Source organism: Massilia sp. UYP32 (genome assembly GCF_050434365.1).
GTDB lineage: Bacteria > Pseudomonadota > Gammaproteobacteria > Burkholderiales > Burkholderiaceae_D > Telluria > Telluria timonae.
The window spans coordinates 40,165-59,324 of the sequence record NZ_JBNDIK010000004.1 but is presented as its reverse complement, the minus strand read 5'-3'; the positions used below and the strand labels follow the sequence as shown (position 1 = coordinate 59,324).

Genomic DNA, 19,160 nt, shown 5'->3' with positions numbered 1-19,160 from the left:
GGAATTTTCTTGCTGGAATCGCAATCAAAGTGGCCTTCGATTTCGCGCAACGAACTGGCCGCTTGCCATCTTTTCCACATCGCCCGACAAGACTAGATTGTCATTACGAGCTCATGCGTATCGCATGGGCGCCCGATGGAGCAGCACATGAACCGTTTCCTGTCCGCCCTCGCCGCGGCCGCGCGCCGGCTGTTGCCGCAGGTTTACCTCACACCCGCATTGCGCCGCCTGCTGCTGGCCAGCGCCATGCTGGCCGCCGCCATCACCCTGGCCGGCCAGCCGGCGGCAGCCCAGTCATGGGACACCAGCCACTGGACCGCGAGCTGGGGCGCGGCGCCGGCCGGACCGCCTGCGGACGCCAGCCCGCACACCTTCACTGACCAGACCCTGCGCCTGGTCGTCCAGTCCAGCGTGGGCGGCAACCGCGCGCGCATCCGCCTGTCGAACGAGCTGGGGTCGACGCCGCTGCGGATCGGCGCCGCGCGCATCGGCCTGCGCGCCCAGGGTTCGGACGTGGCGCCCGGCACCGACCGCGCCCTGACCTTCGGCGGGCGCGCCGGCGTGACGATCCCGGCCGGCGCGCCGGCGCTGTCCGACCCGGTCGAACTGCACCTGCCGCCGCTCGCGCAAGTGGCCGTCAGCCTGTACCTGCCGGGCGCCGTGCAGGCGCCCACCCTGCACGGCCAGGCGCGCCAGACCAGCTATGTGTCGTCCACCGGCGACCATACCGCCAGCGCCAGCCTGCCGGTCCAGCGCACGATCACGGCCTGGCCTTTCCTGACGGCGCTCGAAGTCGACGGCATGCGCGGCGCCATCGTCGTGCTGGGCGACGCGCTCACCGACGGCGCGCGCAGCACCAGTGACGCCAACCGGCGCTGGACCGACGTGCTGGCGCGGCGCCTGCAGGCCGAGCGCGACGCCGGCGCGCGTCCTGGCGTGATCAACCGGGGCATCGCCGGCAACCGCCTGCTCGGCGACAACCCGGCCAACCCGCTGGCCGGACGCAGCGCCCTGGCGCGCTTCGAGCGCGACGTGCTGGCCACGAGCGGCGCGCGCCAGCTGGTGCTGATGGTCGGCATCGAGGATATCGGCAACGGGTCGGCGGCCAATCCGGTCACGCTGGACGACATGGTGGCCGGCTATCGCCAGCTGATCGCGCGCGCCCGCGCCGCGCGCATCGCGGTGATCGGCGCGACGCTGGCGCCGTTCGAAGGCGCGGCGTCGCATTCGATCCAGTATTCGGTCGAAAAGGAAACCTTGCGCCAGGCGGTGAATGCCTGGATCCGCAGCAGCGGCGAGTTCGATGCGGTGTTCGACGCCGACCGCGTGCTGCGCGATCCGGCGCGTCCGAGCCGGCTGTTGCCGGCCTATGACAGCGGCGACCACCTGCACCCGAACGACCGTGGTTACCAGGCGCTGGGCGAGGCGATGCCGCTGCTCGATGCCCGCTGAATGCCTACAGGTTGGCGCCGGTCTTCGACACGACCGGCAGGGCCGTGCCCACTTTCCAGGTGCGCGACAGGGCCTGCGCTTCTTCAACCTGTTCCTGGGTCATTTTCTTGGCGATCGCGGCGCGCTGTTCGACGGCGTTGCGGTGGCCGCCGGCCGCGGCCAGGTTGTACAGCATATAGGCCAGCACCGCATCCTGCGGCACGCCGGCCACGCTGTAGCGGTACATCAGCCCGAGCGCGTGCTGGGCGTCGGGGTTGCCCTGCTCGGCCGCCTTGCGGAACCAGCCCACGGCGTGTTTCTGGTCTTGCGGCACGGCATTGCCGGTGTAATACATGGCGCCGACCACGTACTGGGCGTCGGCCTTGCCCTGCTCGGCCGCCTTCAGGTGCCAGGCGAAGGCCTGCTTGTAGTCGCGCGTGACGCCGCGGCCCATGTAATACATCAGGCCCAGCAGGTGCTGGGCGTCGGGATTGCCGGCCTTGGCCAGTGGACTGATTTCTTTCAATGCCAGCGCATAGTTGCGGGCGTTGTAGGCGCTCGCGCCCTCCGCAAAGCCGGCCCGGGCGCTCGCCTGCAGGCCGAGTTGCAGGCCGATGGCAAGCAGCGTCACAAGGAGTATTTTTTTCATGTCTCGTGCACAGAATCTGGATCGTTATTTCCAGTTGACCTTGCCCAGGCCATCGAGGGCGACCTTGCGATTGGCCGGCTTGCCGAACACCGTCACCGATCCCATGCCCGACAGCGCGAGGTTGGCGCTGCGCTGCGCGTTGACGGTGGCGTTGCCGAGACCGGACAAGTCCAGCGTGACCGCCTCGACCGTGCAGGCCTGGGCGTCCAGCCCGCCCAATCCGCCGAGTTCGGCCCTGAGGTTCTTGCTGCGCCCGCTCAGGGTCACGTAGCCGGCTCCGCCCAGGCTCAGGTCGACGTGCTCGCTATTGACGCCCTGGATCTTGAGGTTGCCGACGCCGCCCAGGCTGGCCTTGATGGTGCGGTATTCCGACGATGATACATACATCGAGCCGGCCCCATCGAGATTGATGCTCAGCGTTTCCCCGGCAAACCCGCTGACGACGGTGGAACCGACGCTTTCCGACGACACCGCCTGCAGGTTCGGCAGCACCAGTTCGGCCTGCAGGCCGGACGAACGGCCGAAGCTGAAGCCGGCATTGCGGCCCTCGGTCTCGATGTTCAGGGTATCCCCTTTCTGCGACGTCGTGGTTCGCGACAGCAGGCGCGCATCGCCGGTGAGCACCAGGGCCGGGGTCGCCCCCTGCCGGATCCTCAGGTCCCCCACCCCCTCGAGCTTGACGCGCACCACCCGCGCGTCGATCGGACGGGTCTCGCTGCTCGTCTCCGGCGCGGCCTCGGCGACGCCGATCGCCGCACAGAACAAGGCGCACGGCACGGCAATGGCGGCGCCCAGCTTGATCAGGTGGTTCATCCATTCTCTCCAGTAAATTCTTGCGCCGGCCTCGCGCCGGGACTTGTCATGTTGCAACTATAGCCTGAAAGCCAGGCGGGTCGATGGCCGATGCGACGAACTGCACGAATCGCCGCCCGAAATGCACACGCCGGCGATGGATGCCGTCTGCATGACGTCAGCATAAGATGCGATGGCACAATAAAAAGACCACTTAACAACATGCCATTGCGCTAAGATGAGCCGCCGACGGCTCGCCGCCGTCGTCCTACCATTCATCATGAGGTCTCCATGCGCATGCGCCAATTACCTGTCCTGATGGCCGGGCTCACCCTGTCGATCTCGGCCTTCGCCGCCCCGAGCGACCAGTGGACCCTGCCGGTCAATACCAAGAAGCTCGACAACGGCCTGACCGTCATCGTGTCCGAAGACCGCAGCTCGCCGACCGTCGGCGTCTCGGTCGTGTATCACGTCGGCATGCGCCTCGAGCCGAAGAACCGCACCGGCTTCGCCCACCTGTTCGAACACCTGATGTTCCAGGGCACGCCGAACGCGCCGAAGGGCGTGTTCGACACCACCATCACTGCCGGCGGCGGCTGGAACAACGGCTCGACCCGCCCCGACTTCACCAATTACATCGAGACCGCCCCGGCATCGAGCCTGGAGCCGATCCTGTGGCTGGAAGCGGACCGCATGAAGACGCTGGACTTCAACCCGACCACGCTGAAGAACCAGCAGGACGTGGTCAAGGAAGAGATCCGCGTCAACGTCAAGAACCAGCCCTACGGCGGTTTCATGTGGATCGACATCAGCCAGCACGCCTTCCAGAAATGGGAGAACAACCACGACGGCTACGGCAGCTTCGAAGACCTGGAAAACGCCAGCCTGGACGACGTGCGCGCCTTCCACCGCGACTATTACGGCCCGAACAATGCGGTGCTGGCGATCGCCGGCGACATCACGCCGCAGCAGGGCTTCGCGCTGGCCGAGAAATACTTCGGCGGCATCGCGGCGCGCCCGGTGCCGAAGGGCACCGATTTCTCGGAGCCGCTGAACACCGCCGAAAAACGGCTGGAGCAGAGCGACGCCCTGGCCCAGGTGCCGGCCATCGCGGCGGCCTGGAAGGTGCCGGAACGCGGCAGCCGCGACCAGGCGCCGATCGCGGTGCTGGCCGAGCTGCTGGGCGGCGGCGACGCCTCGCTGTTCTACCAGGGCCTGGTGAAGGGCCGCGAGATCGCCCTCAACGTCGACACCATGTTCGGCCTGACCAGCCCATGGGAATACAACGGCCCGACCCTGATGACCGTGTTCGCGCTGTACAAGCCGGACAGCAGCGCCGACGCCGTGCTCAAGGCGATGGACGAAGAGATCGCCAGGATCGCGAAGGACGGCGTCGACGATGCCACCCTGAAGCGCGTCAAGACGCGCATGCTGGCCGACTGGAACAACAAGCTGGAAAGCTTCGTCAACCGCGCCGACACCCTGGCCAAGCTGCAGACCCTGTGGGGCGACGCCAACGTGGTCAACAAGATCCCGGGCTGGATCGAGGGCGTGACCTCGAACGACATCCAGCGCGCGGTCAAGACCTACCTGGTGCCGGCCAACCGCACCGTCATCGACCGCAAGCCGGCCGCCATGATCGAAGCGGCCAAGACCGCCTCGGCCACCACCAACACCAAATAAGGAGCGCATCATGAACAAACTGATGCTCGCACTTGCCGTTTCTCTCGCATTCGCGCCGGCGGCCTACTCCGCCGACGTCAAGACGCCGTCCGGCATGCCGGCCTATGGCCAGGAAAAATCGATCCCGGCGCCGAAGATCGCCAAGCAGACCCTCTCCAATGGCCTGACCGTGTGGGTCGTGCCGCGCGAGGGCCTGCCGCGCGTGGACTACGTGCTGGCGCTGCGCGGCGCCGGCTTCGCGGCCGACGCGCCGAACCAGAGCGGCTTTGCCGCCATGCTGGCCGGCATGCTCAACGAAGGCACCGCCAAGCGCGACTCGCGCGCCATCGCCGAAGCGGCCCAGGGCATGGGCGGCGAAATGGCGGCCAGCCCGGCCGCCGACGGCATCATCCTGTCCGCCAACGCCCTCGCCTCGCAGGCGCCGGCCATGCTGAACCTGATGGCCGAGATCGCGCGCCAGCCATCCTTCCCCGAGAACGAAGTGGCGCTGGCCAAGGCCAATGCGCTGCAATCGCTGCGCGTGTCCGAGACCCAGCCGGGATTCCGCGCCGAGCGCGCGATCAAGAAGGCCGTGTATGCCGACCACCCGTATGGCCGCACCGACCCGACGGTCGAGTCGATCAACGCCGTCAGCGCCGAAATGCTGCGCGCCGAGCACGCGAAGCGCTTCCGTCCCGACCGTGCGCTGCTGGTGGTCACCGGCCGCATCAGCGAGGCTGAGGCCATGAAGCTTGCCAGGGCTGCCTTCGGCGACTGGAAGGCCAGCGGCGCAGCCCTGCCCGACACCCCGGCAGCCAGCGCCGGCGTCAAGCCGGCGCGCATCCTGCTCAAGCGCGACGGCAGCGTGCAGTCGACCTTGCGCCTGGGCAGCCCCGGCATCGCGGCCAGCGCGGCGGACCAGATCCCGCTGCGCCTGACCAGCACCATCCTGGGCGGCGGGTTCTCGAGCCGCATTAACACCAATCTGCGCGAGGAAAAGGGCTATACCTATGGCGCCTCGGCCGGCGCGCGCATGAGCCGCGCGGGCGGCATGATGGTGGGCGGCGCCGACGTGCGCAATGAAGTCACCGGCGCTTCGCTGGAAGAGTACTTCAAGGAATACAAGCGCCTGGGCGCCGAGCTGGTGCCGGCCAAGGAAATGGACATGAACAAGCGCTACGTCGCGGGCGGCTACCTGCTCAGCAACCAGCTGCAGCGTTCGGTCGCCAGTACCCTGGCCGCCAACTGGCTGGTCGGCCTGCCGCCGGAATTTTTGGGCGAATACGTGCCGCAGATCCAGAAGGTCACGCCGGAGCAGGTGCGCACCGTGGCGCGCAAGTATTTCGCGCCCGAGAACCAGTCGATCGTGGTGGTCGGCGATCCGTCCAAGCTCGAGGAACAGCTCAAGCCGTATGGCGCGTTCACCGTGACGGACAAGTAATCCAAAGGCACATCCTGGCCCGAAGGCCCCGCGACCCTCGCGGGGCCTTTTTTATGGGTTGTCAAGACCGGGACCCGGGTCCATCCTTATGCTGCAGCCTTGCATACAAGGAGTGAGACATGGCAACGCGCTACTACATCACGCTTGGCGCCTCGACCACGGCCGGCGGCACCGTGACCTCGGCCAGCTCGCTGCTGGCGCTCGATGGCGTGAAGGTCGCGCTCGAAGGCGACCAGGTGTCCTGCCCCGTCTGCGGCACGACCGGCATCATCGGCCTCGACGGTCCGCGCCTGCCGGCGCGCCACGACGGCCGGCAATACGCCCTCGACGGCGACCTGTGCCTGTGCCGCTGCGATCCGCCGCCGCGGCTGGTCGCGGTGCAGCACCTGTGCGGCCAGTAACCGACGCTAGTCCGGCACGCCCAGGATCACGCTCGAAGCCTTGAACAGGGCGGTCGCCGCCGCGCCCTCGGCCAGCTCGAGCGCATCCACGCTTTCATTGGTGATGGTGGCCGCCACGCTGCCGCCGCCCGCCAGCGCGATCACGACCTCGGAGTTGACCGCGCCGCGCATCAGCCGCGTGACCTGGCCCTGCAGCCGGTTGCGCGCCGACAGCCGCGCGCCGTCGCCGGCCGTCATCACGATCACCGACGACGATTTGATCAGCGCGAAGGCCTGCCGGCCCGGCGCCAGCCCGAGATTCTCCGCGCTCTCGCGCGTGACGATGGCGACGATCGTCTGCCCGCCCGCGATCTCGAGCTCGACCTCGTCGTTGACGGCGCCGCGCGCCACCCGGGCCACCGTGCCGAAGAACTGGTTGCGTGCGCTGGTCCTCATCTTGAACCTCGTAAACAGTGCCAGGTCGTCGGCCACGTCGCCGGCCTGGCGGTTGAGTCGGTCGAGAAAGTCATGGTGCACCTGCTCGATCATCCTGAAATTGTCCACCAGCTGCCGGCCACGCGCCGTGAGCCGCGTGCCGCCGCCTCCCTTGCCGCCGGTGACGCGCTCCACCAGCGCCTCGCCCGCGAGATTGTTCATCGTGTCGATCGCATCCCAGGCAGCCTTGTAGCTCAGGCCGACCGCCCTGGCCGCACCGGTGATGGAGCCGAGCTGCCCGATCGCCGCCAGCAGTTCGACCCGGTTGCCGCCGCCGAGGTTCTCGCCGCCGACCGTCATCCAGACCTTGCCATCGAGGCCGATGCGCTTGTCATCTGTGCTCATCTATTGTCGCCTGCCGCTTCGTTATATACTTAAGTAAATAGCGCTTGCTCATCAGACCAGCAGGCTACCACGATGTTCCCATCCTCATCTGGAGAAATGACATGAAACGCCTTGCCAGCCTGATCGCCGTACTGACCGTCGTGGGGACGGCGCACGCCGGCGAGGTGCAGGTCGCGGTCGCCGCCAACTTCGCCGGCCCGATGGAAAAGCTGGCCGCCGAGTTCCAGCGCGACACCGGCCACAAGGCCGTCGTCGCCACCGGCGCCACCGGCAAGTTCTACGCCCAGATCCGCAACGGCGCGCCGTTCGAGGTGCTGCTGGCGGCCGACGACGACACCCCGGCCAGGCTGGAAACCGAGGGCCACGTCGCGGCCGGCAGCCGCTTCACCTACGCGGTCGGCCGCCTGGTGCTGTGGTCGGCCAGGGGCGGCGTCGTGGATGCCGGCGGCAATGTGCTCAAGACCGGCAGCTACCAGCACCTGGCGATCGCCAATCCGAAGACCGCGCCGTACGGCGCCGCGGCGGTCGCCACCCTGCAGAAGCTCGGCCTGTACGAGAGCGTGCAGTCGCGCATCGTCCAGGGCGAGAACATCGCCCAGGCCTGGCAGTTCGCCAGCACCGGCAATGCCGAACTGGGCTTCGTGGCCCAGGCCCAGGTCTGGCGCGACGGCAAGTTCACGTCGGGTTCGGGCTGGATCGTCCCGGCCACCATGCACGCGCCGATCCGCCAGGACGCGGCGCTGCTGGCCAAGGGCGCCGGCAACCCGGCGGCCCGGGCGCTGCTGCAATACCTGCGCACCGACAAGGCGAAAGCCCTGATCCGCACCTTCGGCTACGAAGTCTGAACGGATGCTGGATGGTTCGGATCTCGCCGCGATCTGGCTGACGCTCAGGCTGGCCACGGTCGTCACCCTGCTGTTGCTGGTCTTCGGCACGCCGCTGGCCTGGTGGCTGGCGCGCACCCAGTCCAGGCTGCGGCACGCGGTCGGGGCGGTGGTCGCGCTGCCGCTGGTGCTGCCGCCGACCGTGATCGGCTTCTACCTGCTGCTGGCGATGGGCCCCGACGGTCCGCTCGGCCAGTTGACCACGGCGCTGGGCCTGGGCACGCTGTCCTTCACCTTCACCGGCCTCGTCATCGGTTCGGTGTTCTATTCGCTGCCCTTCGTGGTGCAGCCGCTGCAGAATGCCTTCGAGGCGGTCGGCACGCGCCCGCTGGAAGTGGCGGCCACGCTGGGCGCCACGCCCTGGGACGCCTTCTGGTCGGTGGTGGTGCCGCTGGCGCGGCCCGGCTTCGTCACCGGCGCCATCCTCGGCTTCGCCCACACCATCGGCGAGTTCGGGGTGGTGCTCATGATCGGCGGGAACATCCCCGACAAGACGCGCGTGGTCTCGACCCAGATCTACGACCACGTGGAAGCGATGGAATACGCGCAGGCCCACTGGCTGGCCGGCGGCATGCTGGTGTTCTCGTTCGTGGTGCTGCTGGTGTTGTACACGCTGTATCCGCAATCTGTCAGGGGGACGCGCCGATGAGCGGCATCCGCATCAAGGCAAGAATCGATCGGGGCGCTTTCACCCTCGACGCCGACCTCGACCTGCCGGACCACGGCGTGAGCGCGCTGTTCGGCCATTCCGGCTCGGGCAAGACCACGCTGCTGCGCATCCTGGCCGGACTGGAACGGGCGCCCGGCGCCGTCATCGCCGTGGGCGACGAAACCTGGCAGGACGATGCGCGCGGCGTGTACGTGCCGACCCACCGGCGCGGCATCGGCTACGTGTTCCAGGAGGCGAGCCTGTTCGACCATCTCGACGTGCGCGCCAACCTGGAGTTCGGCCTCAAGCGCCTGGCGCCGGGCGCGCGCCGCTTCGAGCTCGGGCCCGTGACCGAACTGCTCGGCATCGGACACCTGCTGGACCAGCGCCCGGCCACGCTGTCGGGCGGCGAACGCCAGCGCGCCGCGATCGCGCGCACCCTGCTCGCCTCGCCGCGCCTGCTGCTGATGGACGAGCCGCTGGCGGCGCTGGACATGAAGCGCAAGCAGGAAATCCTGCCCTATCTCGAGCGCCTGCACGACGAGCTGGCGCTGCCGGTGGTCTATGTCAGCCACTCGGCCGACGAAGTGGCGCGCCTGGCCGACTACCTGGTGGTGCTGGAGCAGGGACGGGTGCTGGCCAGCGGACCGCTGGCCGACACGCTCGCGCGGCTCGACCTGGCGGCGAACTTCGAGGACGATGCCGGCGTGATGATCGAGACCGTGCTCGCCGAACGCGACGCCGACGGCCTGTCGCACCTGGCGTTTCCCGGCGGCGTGCTGCTGGTCGGTCGGCGCGACGCCGCCATCGGCAGCCGGGTGCGCTGCCGCATCCATGCGCGCGACGTCAGCCTGGCGCTCGAGCGCCCGCGCGGCAGCAGCATCACCAACATCCTGCCGGCCGTCGTCGATGCGGTGGGTCCGTCCACGACGCCGGGCCAGGTGCTGGTGCGTTTGAAGATCGGCGCGACCGTGCTGCTGGCGCGCATCACCGAGCGCTCGCGGCGCGAGCTGGCGGTGGAGCCGGGATGTGCGCTGTGGGCGCAGGTGAAGGCGGTGGCGCTGCTGGCGTGATCGTCGTTCCCTGCGTGGCGGATCAGCCGCCCCGCAGCGCCGCTTCGAGGTCCGACAACTCGGCCGGCTTGACCAGGTGCGCGTCGAAGCCCGCCTCCTGGGCGCGGCGCCGGTCTTCGGGCGAGCCGTAGCCGGTGTGCGCCACCAGGCGGATGTGCGCCAGCGCCGGATTGCCCTTGATGCGGCGCGCGACCTGGTAGCCGTCCACGCCCGGCAGGCCGATGTCGAGCACGATCACCTGCGGCTTGTGGCGCAGCGCCAGCGTCTCGATCTCGCCGGCGTCGGCCGTGGTGACCGGCTGGTAGCCCATCTCGGCCAGCAGGAAGCCCATCATCTCCATGGCGTCGACGTTATCGTCCACCAGCAGCACGCGCATGCCGGATGCGTTGGCGTCTTCGGCTTCCTGCGGCGCGGCCACGGGCGCGCCGGACGCGGCGCGCAACAGCGGCAGTTCGATCGTGAAGGTGCTGCCCTGGCCGACGCCCGGGCTGGCCGCTTCCAGCCGGCCGCCATGCAGCTCGGCCAGGTGCGACACCAGCGACAGGCCGATGCCCAGCCCCTCCGGCGCGCGGTCCGGCGGCACCGCGGCCTGGGCGAACATGCCGAAGATGCGCGGCAAGTTGTCGGCATCGATGCCGATCCCGTTGTCGCGCACCGAGATGCGCACGCGCTGGCCAGCTCCCTCGCCGCTCACTTCCACGCCCAGGATGATCGCGCCGCCGGCCGGCGTGAACTTGGCCGCATTGTGCAGCAGGTTGCCGACCGACTGGGCCAGGCGCACCGGGTCGCCCGTCACCCACAGGTCTTCCTGCGGCTGGCGCACGTCCAGGCTGTGCTCGCGCGCGGCGATCAGCGGCGCCGCGGTCTCGATCGCCTGCGCGATCACGCCCTTCAGGTCGACCTCTTCGTTGCGCAGCACGATCTTGCCTTCGGAGATGCGCGCCACGTCCAGCAAGTCGTCCACCAGGTGTGCCAGGTGGTCGACCTGGCGCGTGATCACGTCACGCGCGCGCGCCTGGCGCTCGGCCGCGCCTTCGCCGCTCGCGCCCAGCAGGGCCGCCGCGTTGCGGATCGGGCTCAGGGGATTGCGCAGCTCGTGCGCCAGGGTGGCCAGGAACTGGTTCTTGTTGCTGTCGGCGGTGCGCAGCAGCGCTTCCATTTCCTTGCGCGCCGTGATGTCGCTGCTCATGCGCGCCACCCGGTACACCTGGCCGCGGACGTCACGCACCGGGAACAGGCGGTCGCGCACCCAGCGCAGCTGGCCGTCGGCGCCATGGATGCGGAATTCCTCGTCGTAGTGGGGTTCCTCTGCCAGCCGCTCCCAGCGGCCGGCCAGGCGCGCGCGGTCGTCGGCATGCACGGCGTGGAGCCAGCCGGTCGGCTCCTCGCGCAGCGCCTCGGCGCTGCTGCCCCACACCGCGGCATAGGCCGGGCTGACGTAGACCAGCCGGCGGCCCGGCACCGAAAACATCCAGAACACGTCGTCGATATTGTCGGTCAGCTGGCGGAAGCGCTCTTCGCTGTCGCGCAGGTCGACCTGGATGCGGCGCATGCGCAGCAGCGCGTTGACGTTGGCGATCAGTTCATCCGCCTCGATCGGCGCCGCCAGGTAGTTGTCGGCGCCGCCCTCCAGGCCGCGGATCTTGTCGGCGCGGCCGGTCAGCGCGGCCGAGGTCTGCAGCACCAGCACGCTGCTGCTGTCCGATTCGGCCTTGATGCGGCGGCACACCTCGATGCCGTTGATGTCGGGGAGCTTGACGTCGAGCAGCACCAGCGCCGGCATGTGGCGCTTGACCATCTCGAGCGCGTCGGTGCCGTTGGCGGCTTCGATGACGTCGAAGCCGGCGCTCTGCAGGATGCGGGTCTTGGCGTAGCGGGCACCGTCGTTGTCGTCGACGTTGAGAATCTGGGTCGGATGACTATTCATGATGCGGTTCCATCAGGATCCATGGTCGGTTGCGGCGATGTGTGTGGCGGCGTGCGCGGCAGGGTCAGCGTGAACGTCGTGCCCACGCCCAGCGTGCTCGATACGTCGACCCGGCCACCTAACAGGTCGGCCAGCTTGCGGCACAGGGGGAGGCCAAGGCCGGTGCCCTTGCTGCGGCGCTGCAAGGGGTGCTCGATCTGGCTGAACTCCTCGAAGATCAGCTGCAGGTTGTCGGGGCTGATGCCGATGCCGGTGTCGGCCACCGCGAAGGCGATGGTGTCGGCTTCCGGATCGTGCGCGGCGAACACCAGCACCGAGCCCTGCTCGGTGAACTTCAGCGCGTTCGAGATGAAGTTGCGCAGGATCTGCGAGATCTTGCCTTCGTCCGAATGGAACGGCTCGTCGATGCCGGACGGCTCGAAGATCAGCTCCACGCGCGCCTCGTCCACCAGCGGGCGCAGCATGCCCTTGAGGGCGCGGAACAGGTTCTCGACCACCACCGGCTCGACGTGGGTCTCGACCCGCCCGGCCTCGATCTTGGCCAGGTCGAGCAGGTCGTTGACCAGTTCGGACAGGTCGCTGGCGGCATCGGCGATGAATTTCACCTGCCGTTCCTGTTCCTCGGTCAGGTCGCCGTCCATGCGGTCGAGCAGCAGCTGGGCCAGCGCGCGGATCGACGACAAAGGCGTCCTCAATTCGTGGCTGGTGTTGGACAGGAAGCGCGATTTCATCTCGTCGGCGCGGCGCAGGCGCTCGGCCTTGTCCTCGATCTCGGCGTACAGCGCCACGATGCCGCGGTTGGTGTCTTCCAGTTCGCGCGTCAGCGACAGCAGGTCGTCCTGGCGTTCGCGCAGCTCGGCCAGGGTGGCCAGCAATTCCTGGTTCTGCAGCTGCAGCTCGTGCACCGGGTTCGACACCGGGCTGTCGGCCAGGCGCGCGCCGATCTCGGCCAGGCGGGCCGAAGTGACGTGTTCGTGGCGCGGCAGCGCCTTGCGCACCGTGATGGTGGAGGCGCCGGCATCGCCCGGATCGACCTCGCAGGCATCCATCAGGCGGTGCGCGGTGATGATCGCCAGTTCGCGCAGCGACTCGGTTTCCGGTCCGCCGGCGCCGGCCGGGCGCGCTCCGCCGCTGACCAGCACCTCGAGGTGCTGGCGGCCATCGTTCTCGCGCAGCTGGAACAGTGCGCGTCCGCCCGGGCCCTGGTGGCAGGCGCCGCGCGCCACTTCCGAGACGGCGGTGCCGATGCGCACCTGGTCCTGCTGCGAAAAGCCCAGCAGCGCCGAGATCTGGCGCGCGCGCTGGCGCACCAGCACCACGTCCTGGTCGCTGTCCAGGCCGACGCTCAGGATGCGCATGGCGCGGCTCATGCGCGCCCCGCCAGACGGCGCACCACCAGCACCATCGCGTCGTCGCGGCCGCGGATGTAGTCGCGCATCAGGATCGCCGCGATCAGGGCCGGGCTGCGGCCCTGCAGGCCCGGGTATTTGTCCAGGTCCCACCGGGTTTCGATGCCGTCCGAATGCAGGATGCACAGCGCGCCGGGGCCGAACGGCACCGCGAACTCCTGCACCTTGCGCACGTTGTGGCCGACGATGCCGTTGTGCGACACCAGCGCGCGGCGCGTCTCGTCGATCGCCACCGCGCCGATATTGCCGACGCCGGCGAAGCGCAGCTCGTCGGCCGCGAAATCGATGCGGGCGACCGCCAGCGCCGCGCCGCGCGTGGGCCGCAGGGCCTCATGCGCCGCATGCACCAGCTCTCCCGCCGCGACCGGGCCGCGCTCGTCCAGTGCCCCGATTGCCGCATTGGCCGCGCGCGCCGCGTCCGGACCGTGGCCCAGGCCGTCGGCCGCGAGCAGGGTCGCGCCGCCGCCGGCGCAGGCGACCGCCCAGCCGTCGCCGCACACGTCCTCGCCCCGGATCGGACTCCACAGCGCGCCGACTTCGACCCCGCACGGGTCGGGGCTGGGCACGTCACGCCACAGGCGCATGAAGAAGGCGGCGCCGTCGCCGCGCGTCGAATACACGTCGAATTCGTCGGACAGGCGGTGCAGCGCGCCCAGGCCGGTGCCGGCGGTGCCGGCGGTCGAGACGCCGTCGACCAGGCTGCTGGCCAGGTCGACAATCCCGGGACCCTTGTCGAGCGCCAGCACGTCGACCCCGATGCCGGCGGGCGACTGCGCCGGGCCGACGTGGATCTGGCCTTCGCCGGCGTGCTTGAGGATATTGGTGGCTGCTTCGGTGATGATCAGGGCCAGCTGGCCGGCGCGGGTCTCGTTGAAACCCAGCGACTCGGCCAGCTTCTGTCCGGCGCGGCGCACGGCGGCGACGTCGCTGGCGTGGGATACGGCGAACACGTGCTGCGGTGACTGGGAACTGATCAGCGCTTCCATTTGACGATCAGCACCGCGGTGCCCTCCTTCGCACGGCTGTCGATGTCGAACTCGTCGACCAGGCGCTTGGAGCCGCCCAGGCCCAGGCCCAAACCGCCTCCGGTAGTAAAGCCATCGCGCAGGGCGCTGTCGATATCGGGAATGCCCTGCCCGGCATCGACGAACAGCAGGCCGATGCCCTTGCGCAGGCCGTCGTCGAGCGCGTCGAGGTGGACTTCGCCGCCGCCGCCGTACTTGATGGTGTTGCGCGCCAGTTCGCTGGCGGCCGTCACCAGCTTGGTCTGGTCGACCAGCGACAGCGCGAGCGCCACGGCGCGTTCGCGCACCTGCTTGCGCAGGCCCACCACGTCCTCGTCCGAACGCAGCGGCAGGGTCAACCGGCCGGTGCGCTGCTGGCGGTGATGGTCGAGCAGATGCGTCTCGAACAGGACGGCATCGGTATGCGCGTCGACCATTATCTGTAGCTCTTTCCGAGCAGGGCCATGCCCTTCTCGACGTTCAGCGCGGTCTTCACGCCATGCAGCGTCAGGCCCAGCTCGACCAGGGTGATCGCCACCGCCGGCTGCATGCCGACCACCACGGTGCGGGCGTCGAGCACGCGCGCCATGGCGGCGGTGTTGCTGATCATGCGGCCGATGAAGGAGTCGACCAGGTCGAGCGCCGAGATGTCGATCAGGACCCCCTTGGCGCCGTCGCTCACGATGCGCTCGGTCAGGTCGTCCTGCAGCTGCATGGCGAGACGGTCATGCATGTCGACCTGGATCGTCACCAGGAGCAGGTCGCCCATGCGCAGGATCGGAATGCGTTCCATGGCGCTGGCCTCAGGCGTGCTTGATGGTGATCGAGGCGCCGGTGCGCTCGAGCGCCACCAGGAAGGCGTCGGCCAGGGTGGCCTTGGTGATCACGTCTTCCAGGTTCACGCCCAGGTGCACGATGGTCTGCGCGATCTGCGGGCGGATGCCGCTGATGATGCAGTCGGCGCCCATCAGGCGCGCGGCGGCGATGGTCTTCATCAGGTGCTGGGCCACCAGGGTGTCGACGGTCGGCACGCCGGTGATGTCGATGATGGCGATCATGGCGCCGGTGTCGACGATCTTTTGCAGGATGTTTTCCATCACCACCTGGGTGCGGGCCGAGTCCAGGGTGCCGATCAGCGGCAGCGCCAGGATGCCGTTCCACAGCTTGACCACCGGCGTGGACAGCTCCAGCAGCTCCTGCTGCTGGCGCACGATGATCTGGTCCTTGGTCTTCTGGAACACCTCGATGGTGTACAGGCCCAGCTTGTCGAGCAGGGTGTTGACGATCCACGATGCCGCGGCCAGGCCTTCGGCGTCGCCGGCGAATGCCGCCTGCAGGCGCGCGAACAGCGGCTGCTTGAGCGAGAACACGAAGGTGGCGGTCTCGCTCGGGGTCGAGCCCGACTTGGCGCGGGTCGACGAGATCTCGGCCAGCAGGTCGCGCAGTTCGTCCCACGAACGGTGGTCGATGTTTTCGAGTTCGCCGCTGCGGGTGGCAGTGGCGAAGGCTTTCAGGAAGTGGTTGCAGTGCGAACGCAGTTGTTCGCGCGCGGCGGCGTTGCTGCGCACGCTCAGCGCTTCGAGCTGGGAGAGCCATTCGGCGCCGATCGCGGCCTCCTGGTCCAGGATTGTCTGGCTGATGCGATCCGCGTAATCCTTCATGCTCATCTGTCTTATCCCTTGAAATGGTGATTGGCGCCGCGCCTGGGGCCGCTTTCCGCCGCCGGCGCGGACAAATTTCTGTTAAACATCCAACTATACCATTTTCATATAGAGCAATACGTGGCGCACGGTTGTCTATGGGATATTTTCACTGTTTCGGCGAAAAAACGCGCGCACGAATGGCAAAGAAGCCCGCGCGGGTCGCGCGCGATGCGTCCATTCATATAAAACCGGCAACAAAAGCAGCGTCAGGACGGTCGACGACAATACCCCGCCAATCACCACCGTGGCCAACGGCCGCTGGACCTCGGCCCCGGTGCCGACCGCCAGCGCCATCGGCACGAAGCCGAGCGAGGCGACCAGCGCCGTCATCAAGACCGGCCGCAGGCGCGCCAGCGCCCCCTGGCGCACCGCGTCCGGCAGCGCCATGCCGTCCTGGCGCAGGCTGCGGATGAAGGAAATCAGCACCAGGCCGTTGAGCACGGCCACTCCGGACAAGGCGATGAAGCCGACCGCCGCCGAAATCGACAACGGGATGCCGCGCGCCCACAGGGCCGCCACGCCGCCGGCCAGGGCGAACGGGATGCCGGTGAACACCAGCAAGCCGTCGCGCACATTGTTGAACACCAGGTAAAGGAGCACGAAAACCAGCAGCAGCGAGGCGGGCACGATCAGGCGCAGGCGCTCGGCGGCCTTGGCGAGGTGCTCGAACTGGCCGCCCCAGGCGATCCAGTAGCCGGGCGCGATGCGCACCTCCCGCGCGATGCGCTCCCGCGCATCGGCGACAAAGGAGCCGATGTCGCGCCCGCGCACGTTGGCGCTGACCACCACCCGGCGCTTGCCCTGCTCGCGACTGAGCTGGTTGGGGCCGGGCGCCACCTCGAAGCTGGCGATCTCGCCCAGGGCGATGAAGCTGCGCATGCCTTCAGCACTGCCGGGCAGCGCCACCGGCAGCCGGCGCAGCGCGTCGATATCTCCGCGCACGGCTTCCGGCAGGCGCACCACGATGTCGAAGCGGCGGTCGCCCTCGAACAGGGTGCCGGCGGCGCGGCCGGCGGTGGCGGTGGCGATCATTTCCTGGACGTCGCCGATGTTCAAGCCCATCCTCGCGGCGCGCTCGCGGTCGACCCGGATCTGCAGCATGGGCAGGCCGCTGGTCTGCTCCACCTGCACCTCGCTGGCGCCCGGCACCCGGCGCAGGGCGGCGGCGATCTCGCTGGCGGTGGCGCCGAGCACGCCCAGGCCGTCGCCGAACAATTTGACGGCGACGTCGCTGCGCACGCCCGAGATCAGTTCGTTCACGCGCAGCTGGATCGGCTGGCTGAATTCGTAGTTGTTGCCGGGCAGGCCTTCGAGCGTCGCGCGGATCGCGCTTTCGACTTCGGCGCGCGAACGCCTCGCGCCTTTTCCAACCCTTGGCCACTCCTTCTCGGGCTTGAAAATGATGTAGCTGTCGGCCACGCTGGGCGGCATCGGATCGGACGCGATCTCGGCGGTGCCGATGCGGGCGAACACGCGCGCGATCTCGGGGAATTCGCGCATCAAGACGGTCTCGATCTGCTGCTGCATCCTGACCGACTGGGTCAGGCTCGTGCCGGGCACGCGCATCGTCAGCACCGCCATGTCGCCCTCGTCGAGATTCGGCGCGAACTCCGTGCCCAGGCGCGTGGCCATCAGGGCGGCAAGCGCGATCACCACCGCCGCGAACACCAGCATCACGGCGCGGTTGGCCAGCGCATAGTCGAGCGCCGGCGCATACCAGCGCCGTGCCGCGCCCATCACCCGGCTTTCCTTTTCCGTCACCGAGCGGCCGATGAACAGCGCCACGGCGGCCGGCACGAAGGTCACCGACAGGATCATCGCGCCCAGCAGCGCGAACACCACGGTGAAGGCCATCGGGTGGAACATCTTGCCCTCGATGCCGGTCAGGGCGAAGATCGGCAGGTAGACGATCATGATGATCAGCTGGCCGTAGATCAGCGGCCGGCGCGCCTCGCGCGCCGCCTCGAACACCTCCGCAAAGCGCTCCTCGCGCGTGAGGATGCGCCCCAGCCGGTGCTGGGCGGCGGCCAGGCGCCGCACGCAGTTCTCGACGATCACCACGGCGCCGTCGACGATGATGCCGAAGTCCAATGCCCCCAGGCTGAGCAGGTTGGCGCTGACCTGGTTAGCCACCATGCCGCTGAAGGTGAACAGCATCGACAAGGGGATCACCATGGCGGTGAGCAGCGCCGCGCGCAAGTTCCCAAGAAAGAAGAACAGCACCGCCACCACCAGGATCGCGCCCTCGACCAGGTTCTTGCGCACCGTGGCGATGGCCCGCTCGACCAGGACGGTTCTATCGTAGACCGTGACGGCCTTGACGCCCTTCGGCAGGCTGCGGTTGATCTCGAGCATGCGCGCGTCGACCGCTTTCGACACCGCGCGGCTGTTCTCGCCGATCAGCATCACCACGGTGCCGAGCACCACCTCCACGCCATTCTCGGTGGCGGCGCCGGTGCGCAGCTCCTGACCGATCGTCACCTCGGCCACGTCGCGCACCCGCACCGGGATGCCGCGGATGCTGGTGACGACGATATTGCCGATGTCGTCGATCGACGCGGCCTGGCCCGGCGCGCGCACCAGGTACTGCTCGCCTTCGCGCTCGATGTAGCCGGCGCCGACGTTGCTGTTGTTGCGCTCCAAAGCGTTCACGATATTGGCCAGTTCAAGGCCATACGACGACAGCGTGGCCGTGTTCGGGGCCACCAGGTATTCCTTGTCGAAGCCGCCGATCGAATTGATCTCGGTGACGCCCGGCACGGTGCGCAGCTGCGGCTTGATGATCCAGTCCTGGATCTCGCGCAGGTCAGTGGGCGTATAGGGCGTGCCGTCCGGCTTCTTCGCGCCCGGTTCGGTCTCCACGGTCCACTGGTAGATCTCGGACAGGCCGGTCGCGATCGGACCCAGGGTCGGGACGACCCCGGCGGGCAGCCCTTCGCGCGCATCCTGCAGGCGCTGGCTGACCAGCTGGCGCGCGAAGTGGATGTCGGTGCCCTCCTCGAACACCACCGTCACCTGCGACAGGCCGTAGCGCGACAGCGAGCGGAACTGTTCAAGATTCGGCAGGCCCGACAGCACCGCCTCGACCGGATAGGTGATGCGCTGCTCGGTTTCGAGCGGCGAGTAGCCCGGCGCCGCGGTATTGATCTGGACCTGGACGTTGGTCACGTCCGGCACCGCGTCGATCGGCAGCCGGCCATAGTTGTAGACGCCGATGCCGGCCATCGCCAGCACGGCCAGCATCACCAGCCAGCGGCGCGCGATCGCAGTCGCGATCAGGCGGTCGAACAGGGTCGATGGTTTGATCAAAGGTTTG

The 19,160-nt window shown here is 68.5% G+C and carries 17 protein-coding genes; 7 read left to right on the top strand and 10 right to left on the bottom strand.

Annotated elements, in window-relative coordinates; genetic code table 11:
* Positions 1-147: 147 nt before the first annotated feature.
* Positions 148-1,452: an SGNH/GDSL hydrolase family protein gene (locus ABIB42_RS04275; protein WP_429247938.1), complete on the top strand. Its 1,305-nt coding sequence runs from the start codon at positions 148-150 to the stop codon at positions 1,450-1,452.
* A gap of 4 nt (positions 1,453-1,456) precedes the next feature.
* Here ABIB42_RS04275 and ABIB42_RS04270 read toward each other — a convergent pair whose 3' ends face one another.
* Together ABIB42_RS04270 and ABIB42_RS04265 are read right to left on the bottom strand one after the other, a co-directional pair.
* Positions 1,457-2,080, bottom strand: a complete 624-nt coding sequence (locus ABIB42_RS04270; protein ID WP_429247937.1) for a tetratricopeptide repeat protein — start codon at positions 2,078-2,080, stop codon at positions 1,457-1,459.
* A 24-nt stretch (positions 2,081-2,104) separates the two neighbouring features.
* Complete coding sequence (locus ABIB42_RS04265; protein ID WP_273162234.1) at positions 2,105-2,893, bottom strand: GIN domain-containing protein; 789 nt, start codon at positions 2,891-2,893, stop codon at positions 2,105-2,107.
* A 276-nt stretch (positions 2,894-3,169) separates the two neighbouring features.
* Between ABIB42_RS04265 and ABIB42_RS04260 the strand changes: the two genes are divergently transcribed.
* The 3 genes from ABIB42_RS04260 (at position 3,170) to ABIB42_RS04250 (ending at position 6,376) form a co-directional block, all read left to right on the top strand.
* Entirely contained in the window at positions 3,170-4,555 is a 1,386-nt protein-coding gene (locus tag ABIB42_RS04260) for a M16 family metallopeptidase (protein WP_229409780.1), read from the top strand.
* Between the two features lie 10 nt (positions 4,556-4,565).
* Positions 4,566-5,975 carry a M16 family metallopeptidase gene (locus tag ABIB42_RS04255; protein WP_429247936.1) on the top strand — a complete coding sequence of 470 codons (1,410 nt, stop codon included), beginning with the start codon at positions 4,566-4,568 and terminating at the stop codon, positions 5,973-5,975.
* A 119-nt stretch (positions 5,976-6,094) separates the two neighbouring features.
* Entirely contained in the window at positions 6,095-6,376 is a 282-nt protein-coding gene (locus tag ABIB42_RS04250; RefSeq protein WP_005666401.1) for a PAAR domain-containing protein, read from the top strand.
* A gap of 6 nt (positions 6,377-6,382) precedes the next feature.
* Here the strand turns inward: ABIB42_RS04250 and ABIB42_RS04245 are convergent, their stop codons facing one another.
* A complete protein-coding gene (locus tag ABIB42_RS04245; protein ID WP_184239401.1) occupies positions 6,383-7,195 on the bottom strand; it encodes a TOBE domain-containing protein in 813 nt (270 codons plus the stop codon).
* 101 nt (positions 7,196-7,296) lie between these two features.
* On the opposite strand from ABIB42_RS04245, the gene modA reads away from it, so the two are divergent.
* From modA to modC, 3 genes are read left to right on the top strand one after another with little or no spacing between them, the layout of a single operon-like run.
* Entirely contained in the window at positions 7,297-8,040 is a 744-nt protein-coding gene (modA, locus tag ABIB42_RS04240; protein ID WP_184239403.1) for a molybdate ABC transporter substrate-binding protein, read from the top strand.
* Between the two features lie 4 nt (positions 8,041-8,044).
* A complete protein-coding gene (gene modB / locus ABIB42_RS04235; RefSeq protein ID WP_005666396.1) occupies positions 8,045-8,728 on the top strand; it encodes a molybdate ABC transporter permease subunit in 684 nt (227 codons plus the stop codon).
* Complete coding sequence (gene modC / locus ABIB42_RS04230) at positions 8,725-9,801, top strand: molybdenum ABC transporter ATP-binding protein (RefSeq protein ID WP_005666394.1); 1,077 nt, start codon at positions 8,725-8,727, stop codon at positions 9,799-9,801. The genes modB and modC overlap by 4 nt, the downstream gene beginning before the upstream one ends.
* A gap of 22 nt (positions 9,802-9,823) precedes the next feature.
* Here modC and ABIB42_RS04225 read toward each other — a convergent pair whose 3' ends face one another.
* From ABIB42_RS04225 to ABIB42_RS04195, 7 genes are all read right to left on the bottom strand, one after another.
* Entirely contained in the window at positions 9,824-11,728 is a 1,905-nt protein-coding gene (locus tag ABIB42_RS04225; protein WP_184239405.1) for a response regulator, read from the bottom strand.
* A complete protein-coding gene (locus tag ABIB42_RS04220; RefSeq protein ID WP_429247935.1) occupies positions 11,725-13,086 on the bottom strand; it encodes an ATP-binding protein in 1,362 nt (453 codons plus the stop codon). Before ABIB42_RS04220 ends, ABIB42_RS04225 begins: the two co-directional genes overlap by 4 nt.
* 8 nt (positions 13,087-13,094) lie before the next feature.
* Positions 13,095-14,123, bottom strand: coding sequence for an ATP-binding protein (locus ABIB42_RS04215; RefSeq protein ID WP_184239409.1), 1,029 nt, complete (start codon positions 14,121-14,123; stop codon positions 13,095-13,097).
* Positions 14,111-14,578 (bottom strand): anti-sigma regulatory factor, encoded by a 468-nt coding sequence (locus ABIB42_RS04210; protein WP_184239411.1) that lies wholly within the window; start codon positions 14,576-14,578, stop codon positions 14,111-14,113. Before ABIB42_RS04210 ends, ABIB42_RS04215 begins: the two co-directional genes overlap by 13 nt.
* On the bottom strand, positions 14,578-14,934 hold the full coding sequence (locus tag ABIB42_RS04205; RefSeq protein ID WP_005666383.1) for an STAS domain-containing protein: 357 nt from the start codon (positions 14,932-14,934) through the stop codon (positions 14,578-14,580). Before ABIB42_RS04205 ends, ABIB42_RS04210 begins: the two co-directional genes overlap by 1 nt.
* A gap of 10 nt (positions 14,935-14,944) precedes the next feature.
* Entirely contained in the window at positions 14,945-15,808 is an 864-nt protein-coding gene (locus ABIB42_RS04200) for an STAS domain-containing protein (protein WP_429247934.1), read from the bottom strand.
* 129 nt (positions 15,809-15,937) lie between these two features.
* Complete coding sequence (locus ABIB42_RS04195) at positions 15,938-19,135, bottom strand: efflux RND transporter permease subunit (RefSeq protein ID WP_429247986.1); 3,198 nt, start codon at positions 19,133-19,135, stop codon at positions 15,938-15,940.
* Between the last annotated feature and the right edge of the window lie 25 nt (positions 19,136-19,160).